Raw genomic sequence first — 23,958 nt, 5'->3', positions numbered from 1 at the left:
AGAAAGAGGTCATAAAAAATGCATAGATCAAACTTAAAAGTCTTTCAGAAAACTATTAATGTATTAAAAAACAAAAAACTTAGAGTCGTTTTAATTTTAGTGATTTGTTCGATATTTATTATTAATTTTTCACATCAATATATTAATGAGCACATAGCTTTAGATTCAAATCAAGTTACTCTAAGTAAATGTGTAGATGGAGATACTGCACATTTCTATATAAATGGTAAGAATGTTAAAGTCAGATTCTTGGCAATAGATACTCCTGAAACAGTTAAACCAGGAACACCAGTTCAGCCATATGGCAAAGAAGCAAGTGAATTTACTTCTAATGCATTAAAAAATGCAAAAGAAATTAGATTGGAATACGAGGAATCTAATAAAATAGATAAATATAATCGTACTTTAGCTTATGTATTTGTTGATGGTGAATTGCTTCAGGAACAACTTTTGCTGAAAGGTTATGCGAAAATGACATGTTTATGTAATAGTTATCGATACTCTTCAATTTTGAATGCTGCTGAAAGAAAAGCTAAAGAAAATAAGTTAGGACTGTGGGGGCATAAATGATGGCTATATTACAAGTTATTAAAACAATTATTAGGTATGAATGCGAATGTCCCCATTGTCACAATAAATTAAAAAGTGATGATATTTATAGCCCATTTTATGGTATATCCGATAATGAAGTTTTTGAAATAGTACATGGTGATGAAATTGAAATAGAATGTCCAAAATGTAATTATCAATTTAAAATTGATGAAGTCGATTGGGAATAGGAGTAGATAAAATATGGATGAAAATATAATCGAACTTAAAAATTTATTAAATAGTATTAATGAAGATAGTGATGGTATTGAAGAGATTCTACAAGATATAGATGATACATTTGAATTTGTAGAATACTTACAGAGATTACGAAAAGAAGCAGTAGATATAATGGACATAACATCAGGTGATGAATTTCTTAAATATCGTTATAAATCCGAAACACTATTAGAAATTATAAACATAATTTATATATTTTTTATATAGCATTATTAATTTAAGAAATAGGAGAACAAATAATGACAGTAGATGAAATTTTAGATGTAGCTATTAATGGTGAAATTTGTATTTGGGATTATGAAAGAAATGACTTTGTTGATTTGGGGAATCCACTTAATTATTATCAGCTCAATGAATTAGAGTTGTTGGATAAAGAAGTTATAAATATTGAGGCTCAGGATTCTTATATTAATGTTACTATTGATTCAGGAAAATAATGAAATGGGAAAATTATATATAAGTTATGAAGCCATTGAAGAAATGGGAAAAGACTATTTTGAAAATAAATCTTATGAAGATTATGTGGATTTAGCAAAGTTTGATATTGTACATTTAGATGATGGATTATGGCTTCAACAAGATGATTATGGGGATCTTTATATTTCTTATAATGATTATGATGATTTTCAATTCTATGATGTTGAAGAGTTAAGCAATTTTGAAAATGCTGATACAGTTTTAAAAGATTTTAAATAAAGATTGGAGATATTATATGAAAAAAATGATTGAATTCTTAAAAAAAGTATTACCAGTACTTATGCGTTGTATATGGATTTTGATAGTTGTATTTAATACAGTTAGTCTTATGATTAGTTTTATTGCCTTTGCTCTTACATCTAATCAAACATATGTGTCGAATGTTTTAGAAATATCAATGCTGATGGCTATTGGTATAACTGGACTGATTGAAAACTTAAAAAAGAAAGTTTAAAGGTGATGTAATAGAATATGGTGCTCTTCATAAAAACTAACAAATATTGGAAAGTAAGAAGTATATTAAAAATAACATTATACATGATAATTCAGATATTAGTAATTTATATAATTTGTAACTATGAAAATACATTACAGTATATTTTGAAAGAATGGATAAATCAAAAGATTTTATTTGATGAAACTTTCTTAACACTAATATACATCATATCATCTGTACAACTTACAAGTTTTCAACAATTAATTATGTTTACAATTATGGTTTTACCTATCTGTTTAGTTATTATGATGTTCTTAGTAGGGGATGTTATGGTAATTGAAATTAAAAATCTAGCTTGTAAATTATTAGAGGAGAAAAACAAAAATGTATAAAATATTAGTTAACAGTCAAATGAAAATGACAAACATTGAATTCACTTGTTATGTAAAATCAAATATGAGAAAAATCTCATCTAAATATATTATAGAAAAATGTACTTACTCTAAGAATGATTTTCAAAGATTAGATGGAGCAATTATCAAGTATAAATAATATTTAAAAATGATCTAAAATATGAAAGGAAAGATAGCATGATAAAATTAAGTTTTAAAGATATTGATGATCTTTATATAAACATATGTAATGGCAAGATACAAATGAATTTATATAATTATTTTCAGCAACAACTGTATTATCATATTTATTACGATCAACCAGTAGTAACCAAAGATACATTATTTGACCATGTCATTTTAGAATTTGAAAATTGTCAAATTAATGATTTGAAATCTGAAAATCAAAATCAAGAAATTACTCTATTAAAACATATTATAATCAGCACTTTTGATCTTTATCAATCTGAACAGATTAAGTCACTTATAAAAATCGCATTTAAAAATGAGTGTGAATTGTTCCTGGAGGATATAGGATTCTATTTCGATGATTATAATCGAAATTTACTAGACAATAGAGATATAGGAGAAATTCTAAAATTTACAATGCAATATTATGATAAGGCCTATAAATTATGGAAATGAAAAATGAAAGGAAATAAGTATGAAACTAACAGTTGAAGATATTTTAGGATTAAGTGAAGAGGAATATATCATGGTATATGATGAAAGTAAAGAAGAATATTTTAAAGATAAAAATGGATACACTGATCTTAGTTATTATACTTTGCTTGAGTTAGATTTGTTGCATAAAGAGATAGAATCTATAGGAGCAGATGATTATGTGGTGTGTAATATTAAGTAAAGAAAAAGCAAGGACTTTTTGATTAGTCATTGCCTATTTCTAAATCAGATTTTTTAAAAGTCATGATCACTTCTTTTGTTTCAAGATCACGTAGACATAGTTCTGTATGAGTAAGATCTCCGAGTTCAATTAGATCTTGTACTTTATATGCGTTTTTCTTAGCCTTATTATTTAAGGTCTGTGGAAATATATTTAACTGTCTTGCATAATCAGCAAATGAAAAACCATATCGACTTAATACACTTTTGATTTTACTTGTAATAGTAACCAATGTTCTCACCTCAATATAATAATATCATTTAATTACTGAGTAATCAAATAAAATTATTATATAAGTAAAATAACTTATAAATTAATTGACAAAATAAGTAAATATACTTATAATATAAGTGTGGAATAAAAAGGAGGAAAGTTATGAGAGTAATAGGTTATGTTTTTGATCAGCCGAATGGATGTTATCAATATAAATATTATTTTGAAGGATCACTTCAGAAAATATCTACATTCATACTTCAGAATAGAATGAAATGTAAAAAAATAACAATTACAGATATTGCTGATTGTCTGATTTGTACATATGATGATGGAATATTCTATTTTGGTGTCAATACAGAAGTTGCTGAAGCAATAGTGCAAATGGTTAATGAGGCAATTTACTTGAAACCCATACAATTTAAATTAAATAGTGATTATGACATGGAGGAAATAGAATGATTAAAATGAGAATTGAATTTTATAAAGATGAAGAATTAGAAGAAGCAATCAAATTTCTAGAAACACAATATCAAATTATTGATAGAAGTAAGGTTACCAATTCAAAAAAAGAATTTAATAAGATGAGACTTATTCATTTAGAATTAGTTAAAAAATAAAAATGTACCAGTCACTGGTACAAATGGAGGAAAATATGAACGTAATCGGAATCGTAAATCGTAAAGGTGGAGTTGGAAAAACAACCACTGCAAAAAATTTAGCTTATAGCCTTATACTGGAAAATAAAAAAGTATTGTTATTGGATTTTGATCCACAATGCAATAGCACAAAGGGATTAGCAAGCAGAAAGTTTAATAAAACAGTATCAAATGTATTAAAAAATGAAAAAATTGAAAGATGTATATACAACACAAGATATGGAATTGATATTATACCAGGTGATTTATATTTAGCGTCTGAATCAATTGAAAAAAATATATTAAGAAATCAATTACAGCTTCTCAACACTCAATATGATTATATTATCATTGATACATCACCATATTTTAATGAGTTAACTGCTGAGATACTTCTTGTATCAGATCTTATTATTATACCAACTGAAATTGAAGTTGATTCACTGGATGCTATGACAACAACTATTAATGAACTCAATTACTTATGTGGAGGTCAGATAACATTCAAACTACTTTTTACAAAAGTAGAGAGTTTAAAGACTATAGAAAATGATATAGAAGAACTTGATACAATTTATGTTGATCATAGATTTCAAACATATATTAGATATCACAAATATGCAGTACAACGTGCTAGAAAATATCATCAACCACTTGCCAAAAGATACAAGATGGCTAATGTTACAAAAGATTATAAAGCACTGGCCAAAGAAATTATAAAGGAGGGAATCTAAAATGGCAAAGAGTATTTTAGGATCATTTGGTTCTGTCGAAACAAAGAAGAGAGAACTTAGTAGAAGCGATGTAGAACTCATTTACTATAAGGATATAAAAGTAGCTGATCGAAACAGAAAAATTAGAAATGTAGAAGAATTAGCTGAAGATATCTTAGAAGATGGATTGGAACATAATATACTGGTTCGTGAACTGGAAAACAATTCTACATATAAGTATGAAATTATAGCAGGTCATCGTAGATTTTCAGCTATAGGTATTCTTATAAAAAAAGGTCATAGTGAATTTGAGTATATTCCTTGTAAAGTGAAAAGGCATATGGATGATGTTGATGCAAGAAGAAGATTGCATTTAAATAATATAAATCAAAGTGGCTATACACCGTCGGAAATGCTTGATGCTATAGAAGAACTTGAAGAAATTTATAGATTAAAGAAAAAGCAAGATGGGATACCAGGTCGTATTCAAAAATTAATAGCAGATGATATAAATCTTAGTAAATCACAAGTTGGTAATTATCAATATATTATTAATAACGCAACACCTGAATTAAGGGAATTAATCCGTAAATTAGAATTACCACTTAATGTTGCTTTAGAAATATCCACTTTAGATCATGAAAATCAACTCATGTTCATAGAAAATGAGGATCATATTGATCTTGTAACAATTAAGGAATATAAAGAAGAATTAAATTCTAAACCAAGAAAATCAGAAAATTTTCAAAATGGTGAGGAAGTAGGTCGTGATAGTGAGGAGAATAAGATTGTCTTAACTAATTATGCTGAAGAAGACTATGACCAATATTATGAAGATGATAATCAGTATTATGATGATACAGAAGATACTGATTTAGAAGAGAAACAACCAACTCCAAAAAAATTAACCTTACAAGAAATGAGTGCTAATGCAAGTAACTCTATCAGAGACATGTTAGCGACAATGGAAAAATATAGTGAGTGGAAAAAAGAGAGAGAAGAACTTGAAGAAATATATAATCAATTTAAAGAGTTTGTTTCTGATATAGGACTATAGATTTTATCGCAAGAAGTTCATCTTCTTTCAGCAGATAATCTCGTTACTTGAATAATACTTAATCTCCCCAAATGGTATTAGAGGTTATCTGTTGAAAGAGGATGAGCATGACAATATATAAAATAAACGGAGGAAATAATAATGGTACTTGATGAACAATACCTAACATGGATAAAAGAAGAATTTGAAAGAATACAATTCACTAACGATTATTCTCAAGAAGAAAAAAATAGAAGATATGCTGATCTCATGACAAATCTAGAAAGTCATTTCTCAATACCTATGTTTAGAGAAGAGGCAGATCAAGTAGATCAAAAAGTTTTTGATCTTTACCAGGAAATCTCATTTGCTAGAGATTTCAGTATATATGACTAAAAATGTACCAGTGACTGGTACAAAAAAGAAAAAAATTAAATTATATGGAAAAGAGGAAAAATATGAAAGACAATAAAACATCTCAAAAATACATTAATATTAAAAGAATTGATAAAAATGAAAAGAACTGTTCAATATTAGAAGGAACAATTCAAAAAATAACAAACAACAAATCTTTTGCATTGAAAGAAAGACAGTACTTGATAACTATAATTAATCAAAAAATATCTAAAAAGTTTATAAATCATTTAGATATTATTGGAGCTCAATATTTAATAGTATCATGCGAAAACCAATTAAATATTATTACCAATAAGATTTCTGAAAAAAAATATATGTCTGTAGATGAAATGATAATAATTATACATGATTATATTTCAAATTAATCCATTATAATTTTGTAGAATATTCTCTGCATTCAACAATAGAAGAAAACTGTCCTAAAGTCTTCAATTCAAAATTATGTTCTGAATATTCAAATGGAAAATAGAAATCAAGGTTTGAAAGTATTGTATCAGTATTGGTGCTTTCAATAAATGTTAGGCTATCAGGATCTCCTATAGCTAAATATTCTTTCAGTGCATCTTCTGACATTGGTGCATAATCCTCATTATAGTTTAACTTTGAACCATTCACACATAACGGACAAGTTTCTAGAACCTCTTGATATGCTATTTCGCCTACACTTTCATCCACTTCATACAAAAGACAGTTTTCACAAATATCTTCATAATAAATAGGAGATATAGACCATTTAATTAAAGTATCATCTCTTAATTCAATAAATTTTTGTACTTTGTCAGTTTTTAACATAAAAAAATCACTCATTTTTATCCTCCTCAAATCTCTGATATAAAGTCCTCAGAAAATATAACATATATATATTATATCGTAGTTAAATAGATACATCAAGGAGATCAGACAATGAAAAGAAGAATAGAATACAGTCCAAATATAATCTTGTTTCAGATGATTGCATTACTTCCTGAAAACAATTTTAATCTAACTTTAGTAGCAAAACTGCTTCAAAAAGAACGAACCAATCTTTATAGATTGCTAAAAACATTTTTATCTACTAAAGACTATGATTTCTATCATATTGTAGATGGTAAGAAGCTATTAACTGAAGAAGGTATAAAACTATATACTTATGCAAAAGTGATATCTCATGCCTATGTTCAAATACAATGTATCGAAAAGAAAAGTGTACCAGTAACTGGTACAAATCGTTAAAAGTAAAAAATCTATCATAGTGTCCAGTATAGAATCGGTAGCTATTATCTCAGTTTGAGTGAGATAAAATGCTACTTAAATGAACTGTCATTTTACCAAATAAAGAAAAACGTGAATGATTTACAAACTATTTAGATTTATTTGATCTATAATATTTATAAATAACAATAACTTTATCAATGATTGATAAAACGATATAAATAACGTCAAGGATATTCATAAATATCATCCCCTTTCGGAGATAATATTCAGTTCAAGACTCTATACTGGACACTATGATAGATTTGAGTGTTTTGTATATGAAACATTATATATAAATAGAAATGGAGTGTCAAATTATGTATTTAAAGAATAATTTAAAAATTTTGAGATCAAAAAAAGGTCTTAGTTATCGTCAAATGGGAAAACAATGTGGTATTGGTTATGCAAGTATTAATCGATTGGAAAATGAAGATGATAGCAATGTGAAAATACATACTTTAAAGAAACTTGCTGACTTCTTCAATATTACTATTGATGAGTTAGTTTATAAAGATCTATCAAAAGATGTACCAGTCACTGGTACAAAATAAAAATATAAAATCTATCATAGTGTCCAGTATAGAATCGATAGCTATCATCTCAGTTTGAGTGAGATAAAATGCTACTTAAATGAACTGACATTTTACCTAGAAAAGAAATCGAACAACTTTTACAAATTACTTAGATTTATGGGACCTATAGTATTTATAGATAATTATTATTTTATCTATTATAGATAGAATGAAATATGTAATATTTAAAATATTCATAAATATCATCTCCTTTCGGAGACGATATTCAGTTCAAGACTCTATACTGGACACTATGATAGATTAAATGTCTTATAAAATACTTTATAAATATATTGAGGAAAGGAGTCAAATTAACAATTCAAGATTGATTATTCATTTTGTTGCAAGATTAAAAAATTGATTTTAAGGGGGTATTAATTATGAGTTATCAGGATACATTGGATAGAAAGGCTACAATAAAGGTAGCAAGAAGAGAGCTTAATCACTTTAGTGATCTTTTAAAGTTGCATGAGACATCTTTATATAACGTTGGATCACCAAGTTATGATAGTATTACAACTATTGTGAATTATCTGAATTATGATCAAAAACAATTAGAGAAGATTATAAAAAAGGATAAGCAAATTGAAGCAATCATGAAAGTATACAATGCAATTATGAAGTTATCCGAAGAAGAAATGCAAGTCATCTATACTAGATATATACTTCAGTATAAAAATGAAGATCTTGATGAAATACTAGGCTATTCTGAACGAAAAAGAAGAAGAATCATGAACAATGCTTTATTTAATATAGCAATTATATTGCATATTGAGATAAAAAAAGATTAAACGTCATTTTGTTGACCGTTTTAGCGTCATTTTTGTGGCCGTTTTGATGTCCGTTTGAGTGTCGTTTTGGTGACCGAAATTTGGCCTTTTATTTGGTCGAAAAAATGCTATAATTGATATGATAAGAATATTGTATTTGAAAGAGCAAATTGTTATTTATCTACTAACTTATAATCACAAAAGAAAGGTGAGCCAAATGAAAAAGAATATACTTAAAGGAATACTACTTGTATTTACTATCATGATTTTAGTAGGATGTACTAAAGAAAAAATGGAATTGAAAAATAATTCTTTTACTGTTGAATATGGAAATGCGATATCAGATAAGGCTGAAGATTACCTAAAGAATAGTGAAGAATTTTTAAAGAATATAAAAGTCGAGAATCTTCCAAAAAATGAAAAAGATAAAGAATATCCATCTGTTGGTGAATATGAGATCGTTTTAAAAACTGACAATCAAAAAGAAGTAGTTAAGGTATCTGTAAAAGATACTGTTGCTCCTGAGTTTAAAGATTTAAAAGAAAAATATGAAATAGAGTACGGATCTAAAATAGATTTAAAACAATTTAGTGCAACAGATCTTTCAAAAACAGAAATTTCTTTAGATGATAGCAAAGTGAATTATAAAAAGAGTGGAACTTATAAAGCTACTGTTATTGCTAAAGATGAAAGTAATAATGAAGCAAAAAAAGATATCAATATAATTGTAAAAGCTGAGAAAAAAGATAATACACCTAAGAGTTCTAGTTCATCTAGCAAAAAACCAAGTTCATCATCCAATAATAAAAGTTCAGATACCGTTAGGGTTCCAAGTAATAAAGATAGTTATATAGAATTTAGAGACGGTAATAATTCAGCGTGGGATTTTTTAATTGATAATGTGCCTAGTGATTGGTATGAATAAAAATACATAAAAATATATTACAGAAAGGTGAATTAAATGAAAACAAATATATTAAAAGGAATACTACTTATATTTACTGTCATGATTTTAGTAGGATGTTCCAAAGAAAAAATGGAATTAAAAAGTAATTCTCTTACACTTGAATATGGGAATTCTGTTTCAAATAAGGCCAAGGACTATTTAAATAATAGTGATGAGTTTTTAAAGGATGTAAAAGTTGAGAATCTTCCGAGAAATGAAAAGGATAAAGAATATCCATCTATTGGTGAATATGAGATTGTTTTAAAAAGTGACAATCAAGAAGAAGTAGTTAAAGTATCTGTAAAAGATACTATTGCTCCTGGGTTTAAAGATTTAAAAGAAAAATATGAAGTAGAGTATGGAGCTAAAATAGATTTGAAACAATTTAGTGTTACTGATCTTTCAAAAACAGAAATTTCTTTAGATGATAGCAAAGTCAATTATAAGAAGAGTGGAACTTATAAAGTTACTGTTATTGCTAAAGATTCTAGCAATAATGAAACAAAAAAAGATATCAATATAATTGTAAAAGCTGAGAAAAAAGATAATACACCTAAGAGTTCTAGTTCATCTAGCAAAAAACCAAGTTCATCATCTAATAATAAAAGTTCAAGTGGTAATAAATCTAGTTCAAATAAGAAAAATAATGGTTCTAGTTCTTCATCTTCAAGTTCAAACAGTGTAACATCTAAAGCAAGTGGGTATTCATGTATTGGAGGAAACTGTGGAACTTATAAAACATGGAAAGAGTTTCAAAAGCATAGAGTAGAATCAGGCCATGATAAAATATATAATTATGCTACTGAATATGATGATTTTGATTGGCCTGATAATTGGAATTGATTTAGAAAAAAATTGACAAATAATTTAATTATTATAAAAAAGCGAGCAAACTGTTCGCTTTTTATTATTCTGAAATTGAATATGCACTAGTAATACTACTTCAATAAAAGAATTATATAAACGATATATAGGATATGTGGAAGCAATTCAAAATATTTTATCAGATATTTTGATGAGATAGTTAATGAAGATACAATTTTGTTTTTTTTGTTAAGAGAGGAGAAAATATGCTTGATTATAAAAGATTTCTATTAGACTATGGCTAGTTCTCCTTGAGAGAACAACATTGATAAGAAATTTAAAATGATATTTTGGGTTTTTATTAAAAAATAGGAGGTAATTTATGAAGAAAAGAATACAGAAATATATAACTGATTTAGGGAAAGTATGTTTGACCATATTAATGATTTTAACTACACTTAATTTAGGTGGTATTTCTAATACGTTTGCAGCAAATGCAGAAAATGTAAATAGTTATCCAAAACAAGATACAGTCACATATAATGGGAAGATTACATGGGGTGGTAATACTGTTGGAGATTTTACAATTAATGGTAGGCAAGCATTTTGTATGGCACATCCTAAACCAACACCCGGAAGTGGTACAAAATTGACATCAAACATTTATGATAATACTAATATAAGAAAAGTATTATATTATGGATGGGAGGGGCCAGAACAATGGAGTGAATTAACCAGTAAAGAAAAAGGAGTAGTTATTACTTCTTTGGCATTAAGCTATTACTATTATGGAGATAAAAGTACAAATGATATAGATGATTTCTTGGATTATGTTAAAAGTAAAACTGTACCTAATTTGTCTGTTCAATTCAGTAAAAATAAAGTTGTTGCATATAAAAGTGGCAATATTCAAAAAACGGAAACATTAACATTGAATTCTGGAAGTACAACATTTGGTATAACAATTAATTTACTTGATAAGATGACTTATGTAGATGAAACAAAAGGGTTTCGTCAAACTGGTGGAAGTGTAACAATTAAAGGTAAGACTAAATTTCATTTTGAAGCTCCTCTCAATGTGAATCTTGGTACATGGAAGAGTGGTAATAAAATAGCTAGTTTTGCTTATCAACCAATTGTTGGACAACCAAGTAATTCATCCTATCAACCAGTTGGAAGAGGTGGTTTTGTAACTGATCCTAATATCGAAACCTCTTTAGAAATAAATTGGCTATCATTAGGTAATCTAAAAATTGCTAAGCAAGATAACAAGGGAAATAAAGTTCCAAATACCCAGTTTAAGATTAGCTATAATTCAGATATGACTTCTCCGATAGGAACTTATACAACTACGAGTGATGGATCTGTAACTATAAATGATTTAACACCACAGAATGTATATATCCAAGAAACAAGTGTTCCTAATCATTTGGTTCTAGATAATACAGTGCACTCAATTGAAATAAAGACTGGAGAAACAGTTACTTTTACACAAACCAATAACTGGAAACAAGGTTATATTGAAGTTACAAAATATGATAAGAAAACAAATCAAATTGTTAAGAAAAGTGGAACGCAGTTTGAAATATTAAAAGGATCAACTGTTGTATCAACAATTACAACAAATGCTAGTGGAGTTGCTAAGAGTGGATTGCTTGATTATGGTACATACACAGTTCGAGAAAAGAGTGCTCCACAAAATTATGTTATTGCAACATTAACACAAAATCAGGATGTTGTGGAAAACAATAAAACATATAGTATAAAAGTTTACAATGAGCCAGTATTAGGTTCAGTTAATTTAACCAAAGTAGATACTGATACAAATACTTCAGTACCTCAAGGTGATGCAACTCTAGTTGATGCAGAATATGTTTTAAAAGCAAATGAAAACATTTTAAATCCATCAGATGGTTCTGTTTTATACGCAAAAGATGAAGCTATATCTGTTAAAAATATTGGAAGTGGCTCATGGGGTGATACTGGAACAAAGAAAACAGACAGTAATGCTAAAATTAAGTGGTCTAATTTACCAATGGGAAGTTATTATATTCATGAAGTTAATCCAAGTAACGGTTATTTATTAGATATAGATAAGCATGTTTTTTCAATTACTTCATCAAATCAAACAACAACTATTGTTACAAGCAATCAAACTTTGAAAGAACAAGTTATTAAAGGACAACTTTCAATTGTAAAGGTTGGAACAACTGGAGAAAACTCAGGGGTCATTAAACCATTAAAAGATGTTGAGTTTACAATGAAATTACAGAGTGAAGTCGCAAATGTTGGATGGGATGCAGCTAAAATATATGATATCCTGGTAACAGATACAAATGGTATGGCTATCTCAAAAGCATTACCTTATGGTTTGTATATTGTTAGAGAAACAAAAGGAGTTCTTGATCATGGTATTGGTGGAGATTTCCTTGTTGAAATTAATGAAGATAAAGAAATAGAATATAGAGTAGTTAATAACGTCCCTTTCCAGTCATGGTTAAAAATTGTTAAACAAGACCAAGATGGAAATGACGTTATTTTAAGTTCAGCTACCTTTAAATTAAAGGACAAGGATGGAAATTTTGTAAAACAGAAAGTATCAGGTTCATATGTTGATGAATGGTCTACAGATGATCGTGGATATGTATTTCTTAATAACAGACTTGAGCAAGGTGAGTATACAATTGTTGAATTAAAGAATCCTGAAGGCTTTTTGATTGGATCAGATATAAATGTTCATATTACTTCTTCTAGCCCTCATATAAGCTTAGATGACGATAATCAGGCAGTCATTACGGTTTATGTAAAAGATGAGAAACCAACTGGTAAAATTGTTTTAAATAAGATATTTGAAAGGACAGAAGATAATGCTCTTGGTGGAGCAATTTTTAAATTAACTGCTTATTCAGATGTTATAGATCCTGCTACTGGTAATATTATTTATCATAAAGGTGATGCAGTTAATATTGATATTGCTGAAGATGGATTATATGTAATTAATGAAAGTGGCCAGTTAATAATTGATGGATTACCACTTGGAGTAGATGGTGCAAGTTATAAACTAGAAGAGGTAAAAACATTAGATGGATATGATCTTTTAGAAGAACCAGTTATTTTTAATTTCAGCATTAAGGATAGTTTGACTAAAGAATATACTATCGATAAATCAGTAGAAAATAATTTGACACAAACAAGTTTTATTAAAAAGGATGCAGATGGTCATGTAAGATCAGGAGCAATCTATCAAATCAAAGACGATAAAAATAATATTATTGATGAATGGGAAACAACAGAAGATCCTCATTTAATCAAAGGACTTGTTTATGGAAATGAATATACATTAGTAGAGTTAGTTGCTCCTGAAGGATTAACAATCGCTAAGGATATTAAATTTACATATACAATGGATACAAAAGAAATTGAGATGATAGATAAGAAAGTTGAAGCATCAAAATTAGATACACAATTTAATGATATTAAAGGTGCAAAATTACAAGTCATTTCTACAAAAACAAAACAAATTGTTGATGAATGGGTGACTGATGGAACAGTTCATTCAATTGAAAATTTAATTGTAGGGAATGAATACATATTAAAAGAAATCGATATTCCTCAGGGATATGTGAAAGCTGAAGATATTGTTTTTACTGTTAATGATGATCAGCAGAATCAATCTATAAAAATGATTGATAAGCAAGTTATCATTTCAAAAATAGATGCTCATGATAATCGTTTAAAAGGTGCAGAATTATCTGTTTTAGATGCTGATGACAATGTGATTGATCATTGGATAAGTGATGGTAATGATCACTATGTTAGTGGTCTGATAGAGGGAAATGAATATACACTACATGAAAATCAACCACCTCAAGGGTATCTTTTAGCTCAGGATATTCAATTTGTTGTAACAAAAGAGAAAGAAAATCAATTCATCAAAATGAAGGATGAACAAGTATTAACTGATATTCAAGTTAATAAAGTAGATAGTTTAACAAAGTTACCTATTAAATCCCAAGATTTTGAATTTACTATGTATGCTGATCAAGAATGTACAGTTGTATTAGATATTGTACATGCTAATATTGAAGATGGAACAGCAACTTTTAAAAATGTGCCTTATGGAGTTGTTTATATTAAAGAAACTAAAGCACCATTGGGATATAGATTAAGTACAGAAGTAAAGAAAGTTATCATTAATGATGATTTAGAAGGAGTTGGAAATATACATAGCTTTGTATATGAGAATACTTTACTGCCAGTTGTAGTCACGAGCGTGCCTACTGGTGATCAAATGGATATAGGTTTCATTGTATGTTTGGTAATGGGTAGTGCATTAGCAAGCTGCTTTTTATTTTATAGAAGAAAAAAAGAGGAGGAATAGAACGTGGATAGGAATCAAGAGCAGACTTTAGAATTAGCAAGAATCTTAGTTAATAATTATCAAGATGTGCTAAATCGTGATGAAGAAACTTCTGAAGAGGATTCAGATGCAATATATAAGGAATACTGGCATCTTATTTACGATAACTTTGGTAATGAAATGATTAATTTGGCTGAACAAAAAATAGGTCTTGGAAAGTTTACAACTCTTGAGTTTTTAGATGCACTTGAAGAAGTTATAGAAAATGCACCAAGAACTGTTGATGAATATCAAGGGTATGTTTTAAAACGTTGTAAGGACTGTTGGGGAGATATGAGCTACTTTGTCTATCTAAACAACAGACAGTACAGTGAATCACTTGACTATCCTAATGATGAAGTTGCTATAAAATATTTTAGACATAGTATTGATGATCAACCTGGTGATCCTAACTTTTATGATTAGGATGTACCAGTGACTGGTACATTTTGGTATATGAATAGAAAGCAAAAGCAACTTATCTTTATAGCTGCGTGTCTAATTATTATAGCTATAATGGGTGTTGTTTTATATAAGCATATGGAATACCAGGAAGCATATAATAAGATTCATCTTGTATTTAAAGAACCACAAAATAAATATGAAGTAAATACTCAATTAGAACCCATATCATTTATCAAAGAAACAAATGCTCAAGATATTATTTATCCAAAAATCGATACGTCTAAAGTTGGTGAACATACATACGTATATGTAGCAATTGATGCTAGTGGAAATCAAAGAGAGTTTATTCTTGTCCTTAATGTAGTAGACAGTATTAAGCCTATTATCAAACTAAAAACAGAAAGTGTATCTGTTATAAAAGGTTTTAAAGATATAGATTTCAAATCCTATATAAACGAGTCTTATGACCCAGTAGAAGGGAAAATAGAGCCTAAAATAGAAGTTCCTTCAGATTATAAATCTATTGGAACACATCAAATAGTTTATACAGCTACAGATAGTCATAACAACACTGAAAAAGCAATCTTAAAGTTTACTGTAAAGGAAGAAATTAAAAAGAACGAAATCAAAGATAAAAACAATAGCAATTCTACAAATTCATCAAAAAATTCCAATGATGCAAAAAAACACACAAGTCAATCACCATTAAATACAATTAAACCTCCAAATCAGAAATTTTTGTTTAGTCAGGGATATGACATGGATAGTGCAATGACTCTTTGTACAAGTAAATTATATGATGCTAAGAAAGATGGCTATTCAGGAGGGTGTTATCCCATAAGAGACAGTAACAATCTATATATTGGTGTGGAATTGAAGTTAGATTGAGTTAGGAGGCATAGAGTGGAGGAGTATTATAAAATGTTATTTACATTAGTATATGAAAACAATCTGGAAGATTACCAGGATGAAATACTAAATTATATTAGGAAACTTAAAAAGATAGCTAATGTGCATCCTCGATTGATGCATGTTGCTATCTTTTCGGTTTTTAGAACTGAAAGAAAAAAATTGTCGATTTTATTTCCAGAGATCTATAGACGTTTTGGGAATAATCTTGAAATTTCAAGGATGAGTAATGATGATAAGGAATATATCATGAATACATTTATTAATGCAGTTGAAAAAATTGGAAAGGAGCAGATTAATGCTATTCAAAAAAATACATAAAGTTGAAATGGAATCAAAACATGAAAATGATGAAACTGAAGAATTATCTGAAGAAGAATTGGAATTTCAATTTCAGAGACAGTTAAGAAAACTTAATTTTAAGCGAAAAATAAAAAATATTCTTATTTATTCTGTTATTGGATTAGCTTTAATTGGTGGTTATAAAAGTCTCTTTCAAGTAGAGAAAAAAACACCCCATGAGGAAATAGAAAATCAGTCATTTATCACTCAATATATAAAAAATTATTATGTATATCCAAAGAGTGATGAGACAAATGAATTTTTAAAGCTATACACATCACAAACAGATATATCAAATGATTTCAATCAAAATCTTGAAAGTGGTGAGATCACATCATGTGAAATTTATAAAGTCGAAAGTGATGAGAAAAAAGATAATGTTTTACATTATTATGTAAGTGCAGACTATAAGACGAAGATGAAAGAAAAAGAAGCATCTACAGAAAAAATCTATTGTAAAATTTCTGTTGCTAAAGTTAATGATTCTTATCTCGTTATTAGACCAATTAGTAATGTATCTCATGAAAGAAAAGTTGTTGATGATAAAGAAATATTGGATTCATTTAAATTTGAAGCTCATACAACAACGCAAACACTTGATGATGATCAAAAAAAAGAAATTGAAAATACAATAACTTTATTTTTAAAAACATACAATGAAGATATTGTACAAGCAAGATTATTAACAACTGATCCATCAATTATTGATGCTCTTGATCTCAATACAAAACTAGCATTAGATCATATGAATGATTGCTCTTCTGATGATGAGAATATTTATGTAACAGCTCAAATTAATGCTAATTACAAGGATATCTATATATCAAAACGAAACTATTACTTTGTTATTGATAAAGAAAAAAATAAAATCAAAAATATGGAGGTATTTTAAATGAACTTTTTTACAACATCTTTAGGAATATTTATTTATCAAGTAATTGCAACTTTGGGAGTAGTTGGTGGAGGAATTATGCTATTTAAAAGTGGTGTTGCTTCTTTTAAAAGGACTGGAAAATGGTCAAGTATTATAGATGAAATTGTTGTTGGCTTTATTGGGCTTGTTGTTTATGCTCTTGTTATTAGTAATGAACCGATGACTATTGTTAATTTCTTAAAAGGTCCAATTCTGTTCTTTTGGGATCTCATTGTTAGATTTCTAAGAGAAACACTTGGCTTGGGACTGTAGAGGTGTATTGTAAATGAAAGGATATAATTATTCTATTGCCGAAGATTATAAACAGAAGTTAGTCATTCCATATCTTGGCATTGAAATGGATGGATGGCTAACTTTCTTTTCGGCAGTGCTTGGTATTGCAACAGTTGTTATTGTTATAGGATTACCTCTTTCTTTCCTAATGGGAGAAATAGGGTTCTATATAGCTTTAGCAATAGCAATTATTGGAATATTGGGAAGTATCACATACATTAATGAAATTAATCAGGAAACTGGTAAGAATAGACTTCAAGAATTGTATTTTACAAGTATTAAGAAATATCGATTTGTATATGACCATAATGGAGTTAAACATTTTTTAACTCCTAAAAAGGAAGGAGTGATTTATATCAATGCACGTAGGTAAAATATATGTTTATGATAATTTGATTTATCATAAAGAAGTTGCAAATTACTATTATAAAATCACACCCATCAATTCTTTATTTGCTCCAGAAACTCAACAGACAACATTATTAGAAGCAATGACAAACATTATTACAGACGTCAATATGCCAGGTAGTATTATCATTAGGCCAAAGGCGATTGATAATAAAAAGATTTATCAGGAATATGCTGATAATTTTAAAAAGTATGGCAAGCCTGAATTTCTGGATCTTGCAAAAGACTATATTTTATCATTAAAAGAAATATTATCAAAGGCCATTAAATACAGATATGATATTTACCTGGTATTTTGTGATGGTCGTGAAGATCTAAAGAAGAGAAAAAATATCAAATTATTTGGTGAAAGTAATAAACCATTAACCCAATCAGAACTTGAACTTTATCAAACTGCTGAAAAAGAAATCTTTAAAAAATTATCACGCAGTGTTCAGGCACAAAAAGTCAGTGAGGATCTCACTTTAACACTACATAATTATATTGCTATACCAATTGAAAAAAAGATAATTGATTATTGTGTGGAAGAAAGTCCAATGTCATTAACATATCACTATAAACAATCCAACAAAGCTGAATTTGATGAACTCTATACAAAAACATTAGTAGCAAGTAAATTTGAAAGAAGTCGTCTTGAAGATATAACAAGAGCAAATGATGTTATTAATTCATTGCAACTTGAATCCTATCCTACTGATGTCTTTATTAAATTTGATCTTGAACATACCAAGGATTTCAAGAGAGACATGGCCGGTAAGAAAGAGAGCATCAAAAAGGCACATAAGCGTTATATCAGTTTAACTGATCGTAAGGATAAGGAAGCCATTAAGGCTCAGATTGTTGCAACGTCAGGTATGGAGGCAGATGAATCAATTGAACGTGTAAAAGTAAAATGGCAAATGTTTTTACGTATACGTTCAAATAGTGTTCAGATGCTTGAAAAACGTGCTGATGCTTTAATGGAAAAGTTTAGTGGGGTAAACATCAGATTGTCTCAGGAACTTGGCGAACAACTCTCACTGGCCAATAATCTTTTTCCATATCGAAGCGTATTCAGAAAGTATGTACAATTAACTGATATTAGCTATTTTGTTAATTACAATTATTTAGGTGGGCTATACATAGGTGATGAAGAAGAAGGAATGATTGAGTCATATACAGTACCTGGTAAAATTCCTATTTTCTACAACATTTCAAAACCATTGTTAGGACAAACAAAAACATCATCCAGTGTATCGGTTTATGCAGGGGAGACTGGTGGTGGAAAGACACAACTCGCAGACCATAGAGCATTTCAAAATATGATTTTCAAGGGAATGAGAGTATTAACAATTGATCCAAAAGGTGATCGTGAAAAAAAGATAAAGCTATTAGGTGATCGAGCATCACATTTGAAAATAGGATCAGATGATTGTCAGGATGGTATGTTTGATGCTTATCTTATAAATAGTAATTATGAGGATGCATTAGAACAAGTTTATAAGGATGTAGATGCAATGGTAAGGGCTTTAGGACTGAGAATATCAGTTGATTATAATGCTATTGTTCAAGCTCATACAGAAATGATCAAGGATGTTAAAAATAAAATCATACCACGAGCAACATTTACTTATTTTATTGAGAAACTTGAAAAATATGACGAATATATCGCAAGACAAATTATTACATTAAGAAGAACCAAAATTGGAAGATTGTTTTATGCTACTGAAGATACGAAATATGATTCTTCTTTTAACCTTAATAAACAGTATAATCTTATTACATTTATTAAAACTCCAGTTCCTCGTGATCAAAATATGGATTCAAGGGATGATCCAAATAGATTGGATAATGCCATCTTTGCACTTGCCTTTTCAAGAGTACAAAATATCATTACTAACTTTATGAAACAGTTTGGTAATGAAGAAAATATCTTAATTGTAGATGAATACAAACGAATCAAAGATACACCAGGTGGAGAAGTGATTATTGATAACTGTGCAAGACAAGTGAGGTCATGGCAAACTCATTTGTTGATCATAACACAATCTCTATCTGATATTTCATCTTCATTGTTGAACAATACTGGTGAGATATTTGTTGGCTCTTTAAAATCTTCAGAAGAAATTGAGTTTGTACTTGATGAAATGAAACTAAACAATCATCAAACTGTACGCAGTGCTTTGATTGATAGAACGACTGCTGAAGGAGCTGATGAAAATAAAAAATATGTCTTTTTAATGCAAGATTACAATAACAGAAAATGTCTAACAAAACTTATTATTCCTAGATGTTTCAGTGAGATATTTAGAACCCTGAAGGATGATGAAACAGTAAGTATAGGGGGAAAACAATATGGATAAGCTAAAGAATTTATTGTTACCATTTTTGGTTATATGTGCTTTAATATTTTCTTTTAAAGTTGCTATTGTTCCAACGTATGCTGAACAACAGAAACCAGCTAATAATACTGAAGAAAATAATAACACTGAAAAAGAGGAAACTGATGAGAATAAAGAAGATACTACTGGATGTGATTCATATGCGACTCAGGAATTGCGTGATCAGTGTATAAAAGATAGAGCAGCTAATTTGTCGACTGCTCCTTTTTATACTGGAGCAATCATGTCACTGGATAGTAAAATAGCCGAGAAAGAGTTAAAGCAAGATTATATTAAGAATTTTTCAAACTCAAGTGTAACTGCTTTATCATACAATTTGAGTTTATTAGATCCTGATACAATCATTATGCATATTGTAAATATTGTTATAAGTCTTATTGAAATGATTGGCCAAGCTATAAGTTTGATTGTTCTTATACTTTATAATGTTGCTTCAGGTAGTTTCTGGAAAACAATAATTCAGGGGGTTTTTGACATATTTGATAAAGCTATATTTAATTGGGGCAATCCCAACTCCTGGTTTATGAAGATACTATTTATGTTTGGAGCCTTATCAGTTGCTATGAAATTAATGTCACAGTGGAATAAGCATTTTACCATTAGCACTCTTATAACAATGACTGCTCAAGTTGTTGTATCATGTATGGTTATTGTATTTATAGCTCAATATGGAAGGAGCATTATTTCTCAAGTGGAAATAATGGCCACAGAATCAATTGTTCAAAGTTTCAATTTACTTGAAGATCAGTATGATAACAGTTTGCCTCTTGAAATAAATGTGAAAAGCCAAATTTTTGATATTATGCAAAAACAAGGATTTGTACTTCGACATTTCGGAGTCACAACTGTAGAACAAGTTGATGATATTGAGAATGTTCCAATAAGTGATGGAACAAAGAGAACGGTCACTGGAAAAGAACGTGTTTCAGCTTTGTTAAATGAGCCAAGTCAGAGACGATCTTATCAGGAACGTAAAGTTTTAGGTAATGATCAAATTGGCTATAGCAGTGGTCGAGTTTTTGCAATATTAGGAATATCAGTCATTTTTCTTATTCATAGAATTTTAATGGGATTTTTGATTGGTGCATCTTCACTTTTGTTATTGGCCATAGGCTTTTTAAAAGAAATTACTATAGCAACGTCTGTTTATGCACTGGTTTTTATGCTCTTTAAAAAAGATAGAAAGTTAGGGTTTAATTGGTTTATGGGAAGAATGCAATGGATGATAGCTTTTATATTATCCAATCTTGTCTTTAACATGTTTTTATCATTTATTGTTTTATTAATAAATGGTATATCAGCTCAAAAAGCATCACTTCTACTTATCCTTCCGTTTGATGTCGTATTGTGCTTGGCAATATATTTTCTTGTAACACATGCACCACAAATTTGGCAAAAGATTATGTCGACTTTTGATATTGATGGTAATGACGGAGTTATTAATCTTGCCAAAGGAATTATTGGTGGAAATATCACACCAGGTGATATGTGGAGTCAATTTAAAAATCATGATGATACAGATACGGATCCATCTGATGATACTTCAAACAATGGATCGGTACAAAAAGCATTGTCAAAAATGTCAAAAGATAATGATGATCTTTCAGAAAGTGAAAATGATAATGATATTGATCCAACGAATAACGATGATGACGCTTTAGAAAAACCATTAAAAAATGATGGTGTAGAATCTAAAGATAACAATTTAAATTCTACTGAAAATGAAGAACCTCTAGATCCTGATTCTAAAGAAAAAGAGATTCAAGAAGATATTGATCAAGAATTAGAAGACACTACTCATGAATCAGAAGAGACTGTTCAATCTTTAGCAGAAGTAGATGATGATATAGATACTGAATCAGATGATCAAGAGAGTACTATTGATTTTAAAAATGATGATATTGAATTTGGAGAAAACGAATCAGAAAATGAATTCGAAAAGAATCCTCAAGTAGATGAGGATTTAGTTGTAGATGATCCTTTAGAAGAATCGGAAATTGATGATCATATAGAACTAAAAGAGAATGATCTTTCTGAGAGTGATTCATTACTTGATAATGCCATTGAGGAGCCTGATTCTGATCAAAAAGAACAACTTCAATCTTATAATCAGGAGCATCATGGTTCGTTGAATACTCAGGATGAAGAAGTTAAAGAAAATAGTTCTCAAGAAAAAGATATTTTAGATGATTTGAAAATTCCTGAAGATGATCTGAATGAAGATGAATTTAAAGATATGGAGGAAATTAAAGAGAAAGAAGTGGAAGAGGAAAAAGTAAAAGATATGGATGATTTTATGGAATCACTATTGGATTAGAGGAAAAATCAAATTGAAGATTATAAAGAAATTATTTATTCTTCCTTTTATTTTTTCTCTTCTTGTTATTCTGCTTTTTCCAATGGCTTTTGTTAATAATAAAACGAGAGACACTCCTTCAGGAAGCAACAATATAACTGGTACAAACGATACAACCAACATTGATATAAATCATCCCTCATATAAGCAAAATAACCCCTTGTGGCCAAAGTTTAATGGTCAATGCACCTGGTTTGCCTGGTCACGATCAAATCAGCTGTTTGGGGTTAAATTGCCTACTAGGGATGCCAAACATTGGTACGATTTAGCTAAAAGTATGGGGTTTAAAGTGGGATCTACCCCCTCTAAAAATAGTGTTATGGTTATAACTGGTACAATGTTTGGACATGTTGCATTTATAGAGGCATGGGATGGAGAAAATATTACGGTTTCTGAGGGAAATGTTAACTGGACTGGTTATATGCCACCTGATGGGGTGGGTATCTATGCAAGTGATGAAGAGGTATTGAAACATATAAGAGTTTCGACACATAATTTTAATCAATACAGAAAGAACCTGATAACTAGAGGAAGAAAAATTGCCGGCTTTATTTATTTAGAATAAAATATTTAAAAAAGATAGGAGAGAAAAAGTTGATAAAATATATTGAGTATCAAAAAGGTCAAACAGATATAAAATATTTTCATGGGATACCTTATATAAAAAGACCTGATAAGAATCATCATGTGATAGGACAAACAACTTTAAAGAAAACAAAAGATAAAGAAAAAGATATCATTGTCTGTGATGATATCTTTTATAAATATCATAAATTTGTATTAGGCTACAAAAAAGGATATATACCAGTAAACAATAATGAATACATTGTCCTAAAAAGACGGTTTCCTATTCTTATATTTATTATCATTATGTTATTAAGTATTACTACTGTGATAGCACTTTTTTCATCTACAAATGAAAGAAAAAAACTTAAAATTAATAATACTGGAAATGATCAAACAACAGAGCTTATTCAAAAAAGAAGTTCAACAGATATGAGAATAATTATTTCATCAGCGATATCATGTGATGGCAAAAATATGTTAAATATGGGTATCAAAAATCTGAATAAGGACAGATATTTAAGATATATTTTTGAATACAATGAAGATATTGTTTATGATAGCCAATTAGTTGAATACAATAGAACTATTCAAACAGATCAATTAAA

The 23,958-nt window shown here is 28.8% G+C and carries 34 protein-coding genes; 32 read left to right on the top strand and 2 right to left on the bottom strand.

Annotated elements, in window-relative coordinates; genetic code table 11:
• Positions 1-18 precede the first annotated feature (18 nt).
• From AC5M21_RS13515 to AC5M21_RS13470, 10 genes are all read left to right on the top strand, one after another.
• A complete protein-coding gene (locus AC5M21_RS13515; protein ID WP_346965834.1) occupies positions 19-570 on the top strand; it encodes a thermonuclease family protein in 552 nt (183 codons plus the stop codon).
• Entirely contained in the window at positions 570-779 is a 210-nt protein-coding gene (locus AC5M21_RS13510; protein ID WP_237713636.1) for a hypothetical protein, read from the top strand. The genes AC5M21_RS13515 and AC5M21_RS13510 overlap by 1 nt, the downstream gene beginning before the upstream one ends.
• A gap of 13 nt (positions 780-792) precedes the next feature.
• Positions 793-1,035, top strand: a complete 243-nt coding sequence (locus AC5M21_RS13505; protein WP_346970816.1) for a hypothetical protein — start codon at positions 793-795, stop codon at positions 1,033-1,035.
• Between the two features lie 32 nt (positions 1,036-1,067).
• The gene (locus AC5M21_RS13500; protein WP_008787958.1) at positions 1,068-1,265 is read left to right on the top strand and encodes a hypothetical protein; all 198 of its coding nucleotides are present in this window, start codon (positions 1,068-1,070) and stop codon (positions 1,263-1,265) included.
• A 4-nt stretch (positions 1,266-1,269) separates the two neighbouring features.
• A complete protein-coding gene (locus AC5M21_RS13495) occupies positions 1,270-1,524 on the top strand; it encodes a hypothetical protein (RefSeq protein WP_346965843.1) in 255 nt (84 codons plus the stop codon).
• Positions 1,525-1,540: 16 nt separating this feature from the next.
• Positions 1,541-1,759 (top strand): hypothetical protein, encoded by a 219-nt coding sequence (locus AC5M21_RS13490; RefSeq protein WP_346965844.1) that lies wholly within the window; start codon positions 1,541-1,543, stop codon positions 1,757-1,759.
• A gap of 146 nt (positions 1,760-1,905) precedes the next feature.
• On the top strand, positions 1,906-2,133 hold the full coding sequence (locus tag AC5M21_RS13485) for a hypothetical protein (RefSeq protein WP_346965845.1): 228 nt from the start codon (positions 1,906-1,908) through the stop codon (positions 2,131-2,133).
• Complete coding sequence (locus AC5M21_RS13480; RefSeq protein WP_346965846.1) at positions 2,126-2,293, top strand: hypothetical protein; 168 nt, start codon at positions 2,126-2,128, stop codon at positions 2,291-2,293. Before AC5M21_RS13485 ends, AC5M21_RS13480 begins: the two co-directional genes overlap by 8 nt.
• A 38-nt stretch (positions 2,294-2,331) precedes the next feature.
• Positions 2,332-2,778, top strand: coding sequence for a hypothetical protein (locus AC5M21_RS13475; protein ID WP_347005415.1), 447 nt, complete (start codon positions 2,332-2,334; stop codon positions 2,776-2,778).
• A 19-nt stretch (positions 2,779-2,797) separates the two neighbouring features.
• A complete protein-coding gene (locus AC5M21_RS13470; protein ID WP_008787962.1) occupies positions 2,798-2,998 on the top strand; it encodes a hypothetical protein in 201 nt (66 codons plus the stop codon).
• A gap of 22 nt (positions 2,999-3,020) precedes the next feature.
• Here the strand turns inward: AC5M21_RS13470 and AC5M21_RS13465 are convergent, their stop codons facing one another.
• Positions 3,021-3,278: a hypothetical protein gene (locus AC5M21_RS13465; protein WP_237713635.1), complete on the bottom strand. Its 258-nt coding sequence runs from the start codon at positions 3,276-3,278 to the stop codon at positions 3,021-3,023.
• Between the two features lie 134 nt (positions 3,279-3,412).
• Here AC5M21_RS13465 and AC5M21_RS13460 point away from each other — a divergent pair, with 134 nt between their 5' ends.
• From AC5M21_RS13460 to AC5M21_RS13435, 6 genes are all read left to right on the top strand, one after another.
• A complete protein-coding gene (locus AC5M21_RS13460; RefSeq protein ID WP_347005414.1) occupies positions 3,413-3,712 on the top strand; it encodes a hypothetical protein in 300 nt (99 codons plus the stop codon).
• A complete protein-coding gene (locus AC5M21_RS13455) occupies positions 3,709-3,870 on the top strand; it encodes a hypothetical protein (RefSeq protein ID WP_202086364.1) in 162 nt (53 codons plus the stop codon). The genes AC5M21_RS13460 and AC5M21_RS13455 overlap by 4 nt, the downstream gene beginning before the upstream one ends.
• A 35-nt stretch (positions 3,871-3,905) precedes the next feature.
• Entirely contained in the window at positions 3,906-4,622 is a 717-nt protein-coding gene (locus AC5M21_RS13450) for a ParA family protein (protein WP_412253346.1), read from the top strand.
• Between the two features lies 1 nt (position 4,623).
• A complete protein-coding gene (locus AC5M21_RS13445; RefSeq protein ID WP_493531509.1) occupies positions 4,624-5,658 on the top strand; it encodes a ParB/RepB/Spo0J family partition protein in 1,035 nt (344 codons plus the stop codon).
• Between the two features lie 141 nt (positions 5,659-5,799).
• Complete coding sequence (locus tag AC5M21_RS13440) at positions 5,800-6,033, top strand: hypothetical protein (protein WP_347005417.1); 234 nt, start codon at positions 5,800-5,802, stop codon at positions 6,031-6,033.
• Between the two features lie 62 nt (positions 6,034-6,095).
• On the top strand, positions 6,096-6,419 hold the full coding sequence (locus AC5M21_RS13435; protein WP_346965827.1) for a hypothetical protein: 324 nt from the start codon (positions 6,096-6,098) through the stop codon (positions 6,417-6,419).
• Positions 6,420-6,423: 4 nt separating this feature from the next.
• Here AC5M21_RS13435 and AC5M21_RS13430 read toward each other — a convergent pair whose 3' ends face one another.
• Positions 6,424-6,861: a hypothetical protein gene (locus AC5M21_RS13430; RefSeq protein WP_008787970.1), complete on the bottom strand. Its 438-nt coding sequence runs from the start codon at positions 6,859-6,861 to the stop codon at positions 6,424-6,426.
• Between the two features lie 96 nt (positions 6,862-6,957).
• Here AC5M21_RS13430 and AC5M21_RS13425 point away from each other — a divergent pair, with 96 nt between their 5' ends.
• The 16 genes from AC5M21_RS13425 to AC5M21_RS13350 all read left to right on the top strand — a co-directional run.
• The gene (locus AC5M21_RS13425) at positions 6,958-7,266 is read left to right on the top strand and encodes a hypothetical protein (protein ID WP_054688365.1); all 309 of its coding nucleotides are present in this window, start codon (positions 6,958-6,960) and stop codon (positions 7,264-7,266) included.
• Between the two features lie 338 nt (positions 7,267-7,604).
• Positions 7,605-7,838 (top strand): helix-turn-helix domain-containing protein, encoded by a 234-nt coding sequence (locus AC5M21_RS13420; RefSeq protein ID WP_373115949.1) that lies wholly within the window; start codon positions 7,605-7,607, stop codon positions 7,836-7,838.
• A gap of 401 nt (positions 7,839-8,239) precedes the next feature.
• Positions 8,240-8,650 carry an ArpU family phage packaging/lysis transcriptional regulator gene (locus AC5M21_RS13415; protein ID WP_412253341.1) on the top strand — a complete coding sequence of 137 codons (411 nt, stop codon included), beginning with the start codon at positions 8,240-8,242 and terminating at the stop codon, positions 8,648-8,650.
• A 196-nt stretch (positions 8,651-8,846) separates the two neighbouring features.
• Entirely contained in the window at positions 8,847-9,554 is a 708-nt protein-coding gene (locus AC5M21_RS13410) for a hypothetical protein (protein WP_412253339.1), read from the top strand.
• 36 nt (positions 9,555-9,590) lie between these two features.
• Complete coding sequence (locus AC5M21_RS13405; RefSeq protein ID WP_373115945.1) at positions 9,591-10,418, top strand: hypothetical protein; 828 nt, start codon at positions 9,591-9,593, stop codon at positions 10,416-10,418.
• Between the two features lie 343 nt (positions 10,419-10,761).
• Positions 10,762-14,760: a SpaA isopeptide-forming pilin-related protein gene (locus tag AC5M21_RS13400; RefSeq protein ID WP_412253337.1), complete on the top strand. Its 3,999-nt coding sequence runs from the start codon at positions 10,762-10,764 to the stop codon at positions 14,758-14,760.
• Between the two features lie 3 nt (positions 14,761-14,763).
• Positions 14,764-15,204 carry a hypothetical protein gene (locus AC5M21_RS13395; protein WP_117768916.1) on the top strand — a complete coding sequence of 147 codons (441 nt, stop codon included), beginning with the start codon at positions 14,764-14,766 and terminating at the stop codon, positions 15,202-15,204.
• A 9-nt stretch (positions 15,205-15,213) separates the two neighbouring features.
• The gene (locus tag AC5M21_RS13390; RefSeq protein ID WP_412253335.1) at positions 15,214-16,071 is read left to right on the top strand and encodes a hypothetical protein; all 858 of its coding nucleotides are present in this window, start codon (positions 15,214-15,216) and stop codon (positions 16,069-16,071) included.
• Between the two features lie 33 nt (positions 16,072-16,104).
• Positions 16,105-16,413 carry a hypothetical protein gene (locus AC5M21_RS13385; protein ID WP_412253334.1) on the top strand — a complete coding sequence of 103 codons (309 nt, stop codon included), beginning with the start codon at positions 16,105-16,107 and terminating at the stop codon, positions 16,411-16,413.
• Positions 16,391-17,326, top strand: a complete 936-nt coding sequence (locus AC5M21_RS13380; RefSeq protein WP_412253332.1) for a hypothetical protein — start codon at positions 16,391-16,393, stop codon at positions 17,324-17,326. Before AC5M21_RS13385 ends, AC5M21_RS13380 begins: the two co-directional genes overlap by 23 nt.
• Complete coding sequence (locus AC5M21_RS13375; protein ID WP_054325820.1) at positions 17,327-17,620, top strand: hypothetical protein; 294 nt, start codon at positions 17,327-17,329, stop codon at positions 17,618-17,620. It abuts the gene before it with no gap.
• Positions 17,621-17,633: 13 nt separating this feature from the next.
• Positions 17,634-18,014, top strand: a complete 381-nt coding sequence (locus AC5M21_RS13370) for a hypothetical protein (RefSeq protein ID WP_008787983.1) — start codon at positions 17,634-17,636, stop codon at positions 18,012-18,014.
• Positions 18,001-20,391 (top strand): ATP-binding protein, encoded by a 2,391-nt coding sequence (locus AC5M21_RS13365; protein ID WP_346970766.1) that lies wholly within the window; start codon positions 18,001-18,003, stop codon positions 20,389-20,391. The genes AC5M21_RS13370 and AC5M21_RS13365 overlap by 14 nt, the downstream gene beginning before the upstream one ends.
• Positions 20,384-22,747, top strand: coding sequence for a TrbL/VirB6 family protein (locus tag AC5M21_RS13360; RefSeq protein ID WP_302280898.1), 2,364 nt, complete (start codon positions 20,384-20,386; stop codon positions 22,745-22,747). Before AC5M21_RS13365 ends, AC5M21_RS13360 begins: the two co-directional genes overlap by 8 nt.
• Before the next feature lie 13 nt (positions 22,748-22,760).
• Positions 22,761-23,351: a CHAP domain-containing protein gene (locus tag AC5M21_RS13355; protein ID WP_302280897.1), complete on the top strand. Its 591-nt coding sequence runs from the start codon at positions 22,761-22,763 to the stop codon at positions 23,349-23,351.
• A gap of 29 nt (positions 23,352-23,380) precedes the next feature.
• The coding region (locus tag AC5M21_RS13350; RefSeq protein ID WP_493531508.1) for a hypothetical protein at positions 23,381-23,958 on the top strand (578 nt) is incomplete at its 3' end.

The sequence above is a fragment of the Coprobacillus sp. genome (genome assembly GCF_984815275.1).
Note: the sequence above shows the minus strand (reverse complement) of the source record. Positions and strands in the feature narration are given on the sequence as shown.

Excerpts from the sequence above, each read along its gene's own strand:
- AC5M21_RS13515 (WP_346965834.1), top strand. The coding sequence starts at position 19 with ATGCATAGATCAAACTTAAAAGTCTTTCAGAAAACTATTAATGTATTA.
- AC5M21_RS13510 (WP_237713636.1), top strand. The coding sequence starts at position 570 with ATGGCTATATTACAAGTTATTAAAACAATTATTAGGTATGAATGCGAA.
- AC5M21_RS13505 (WP_346970816.1), top strand. The coding sequence starts at position 793 with ATGGATGAAAATATAATCGAACTTAAAAATTTATTAAATAGTATTAAT.
- AC5M21_RS13500 (WP_008787958.1), top strand. The coding sequence starts at position 1,068 with ATGACAGTAGATGAAATTTTAGATGTAGCTATTAATGGTGAAATTTGT.
- AC5M21_RS13495 (WP_346965843.1), top strand. The coding sequence starts at position 1,270 with ATGGGAAAATTATATATAAGTTATGAAGCCATTGAAGAAATGGGAAAA.
- AC5M21_RS13490 (WP_346965844.1), top strand. The coding sequence starts at position 1,541 with ATGAAAAAAATGATTGAATTCTTAAAAAAAGTATTACCAGTACTTATG.
- AC5M21_RS13480 (WP_346965846.1), top strand. The coding sequence starts at position 2,126 with ATGTATAAAATATTAGTTAACAGTCAAATGAAAATGACAAACATTGAA.
- AC5M21_RS13475 (WP_347005415.1), top strand. The coding sequence starts at position 2,332 with ATGATAAAATTAAGTTTTAAAGATATTGATGATCTTTATATAAACATA.
- AC5M21_RS13470 (WP_008787962.1), top strand. The coding sequence starts at position 2,798 with ATGAAACTAACAGTTGAAGATATTTTAGGATTAAGTGAAGAGGAATAT.
- AC5M21_RS13460 (WP_347005414.1), top strand. The coding sequence starts at position 3,413 with ATGAGAGTAATAGGTTATGTTTTTGATCAGCCGAATGGATGTTATCAA.
- AC5M21_RS13455 (WP_202086364.1), top strand. The coding sequence starts at position 3,709 with ATGATTAAAATGAGAATTGAATTTTATAAAGATGAAGAATTAGAAGAA.
- AC5M21_RS13450 (WP_412253346.1), top strand. The coding sequence starts at position 3,906 with ATGAACGTAATCGGAATCGTAAATCGTAAAGGTGGAGTTGGAAAAACA.
- AC5M21_RS13445 (WP_493531509.1), top strand. The coding sequence starts at position 4,624 with ATGGCAAAGAGTATTTTAGGATCATTTGGTTCTGTCGAAACAAAGAAG.
- AC5M21_RS13440 (WP_347005417.1), top strand. The coding sequence starts at position 5,800 with ATGGTACTTGATGAACAATACCTAACATGGATAAAAGAAGAATTTGAA.
- AC5M21_RS13435 (WP_346965827.1), top strand. The coding sequence starts at position 6,096 with ATGAAAGACAATAAAACATCTCAAAAATACATTAATATTAAAAGAATT.
- AC5M21_RS13430 (WP_008787970.1), bottom strand. The coding sequence starts at position 6,861 with ATGAGTGATTTTTTTATGTTAAAAACTGACAAAGTACAAAAATTTATT.
- AC5M21_RS13425 (WP_054688365.1), top strand. The coding sequence starts at position 6,958 with ATGAAAAGAAGAATAGAATACAGTCCAAATATAATCTTGTTTCAGATG.
- AC5M21_RS13420 (WP_373115949.1), top strand. The coding sequence starts at position 7,605 with ATGTATTTAAAGAATAATTTAAAAATTTTGAGATCAAAAAAAGGTCTT.
- AC5M21_RS13415 (WP_412253341.1), top strand. The coding sequence starts at position 8,240 with ATGAGTTATCAGGATACATTGGATAGAAAGGCTACAATAAAGGTAGCA.
- AC5M21_RS13410 (WP_412253339.1), top strand. The coding sequence starts at position 8,847 with ATGAAAAAGAATATACTTAAAGGAATACTACTTGTATTTACTATCATG.
- AC5M21_RS13405 (WP_373115945.1), top strand. The coding sequence starts at position 9,591 with ATGAAAACAAATATATTAAAAGGAATACTACTTATATTTACTGTCATG.
- AC5M21_RS13400 (WP_412253337.1), top strand. The coding sequence starts at position 10,762 with ATGAAGAAAAGAATACAGAAATATATAACTGATTTAGGGAAAGTATGT.
- AC5M21_RS13385 (WP_412253334.1), top strand. The coding sequence starts at position 16,105 with ATGTTATTTACATTAGTATATGAAAACAATCTGGAAGATTACCAGGAT.
- AC5M21_RS13380 (WP_412253332.1), top strand. The coding sequence starts at position 16,391 with ATGCTATTCAAAAAAATACATAAAGTTGAAATGGAATCAAAACATGAA.
- AC5M21_RS13375 (WP_054325820.1), top strand. The coding sequence starts at position 17,327 with ATGAACTTTTTTACAACATCTTTAGGAATATTTATTTATCAAGTAATT.
- AC5M21_RS13370 (WP_008787983.1), top strand. The coding sequence starts at position 17,634 with ATGAAAGGATATAATTATTCTATTGCCGAAGATTATAAACAGAAGTTA.
- AC5M21_RS13365 (WP_346970766.1), top strand. The coding sequence starts at position 18,001 with ATGCACGTAGGTAAAATATATGTTTATGATAATTTGATTTATCATAAA.
- AC5M21_RS13360 (WP_302280898.1), top strand. The coding sequence starts at position 20,384 with ATGGATAAGCTAAAGAATTTATTGTTACCATTTTTGGTTATATGTGCT.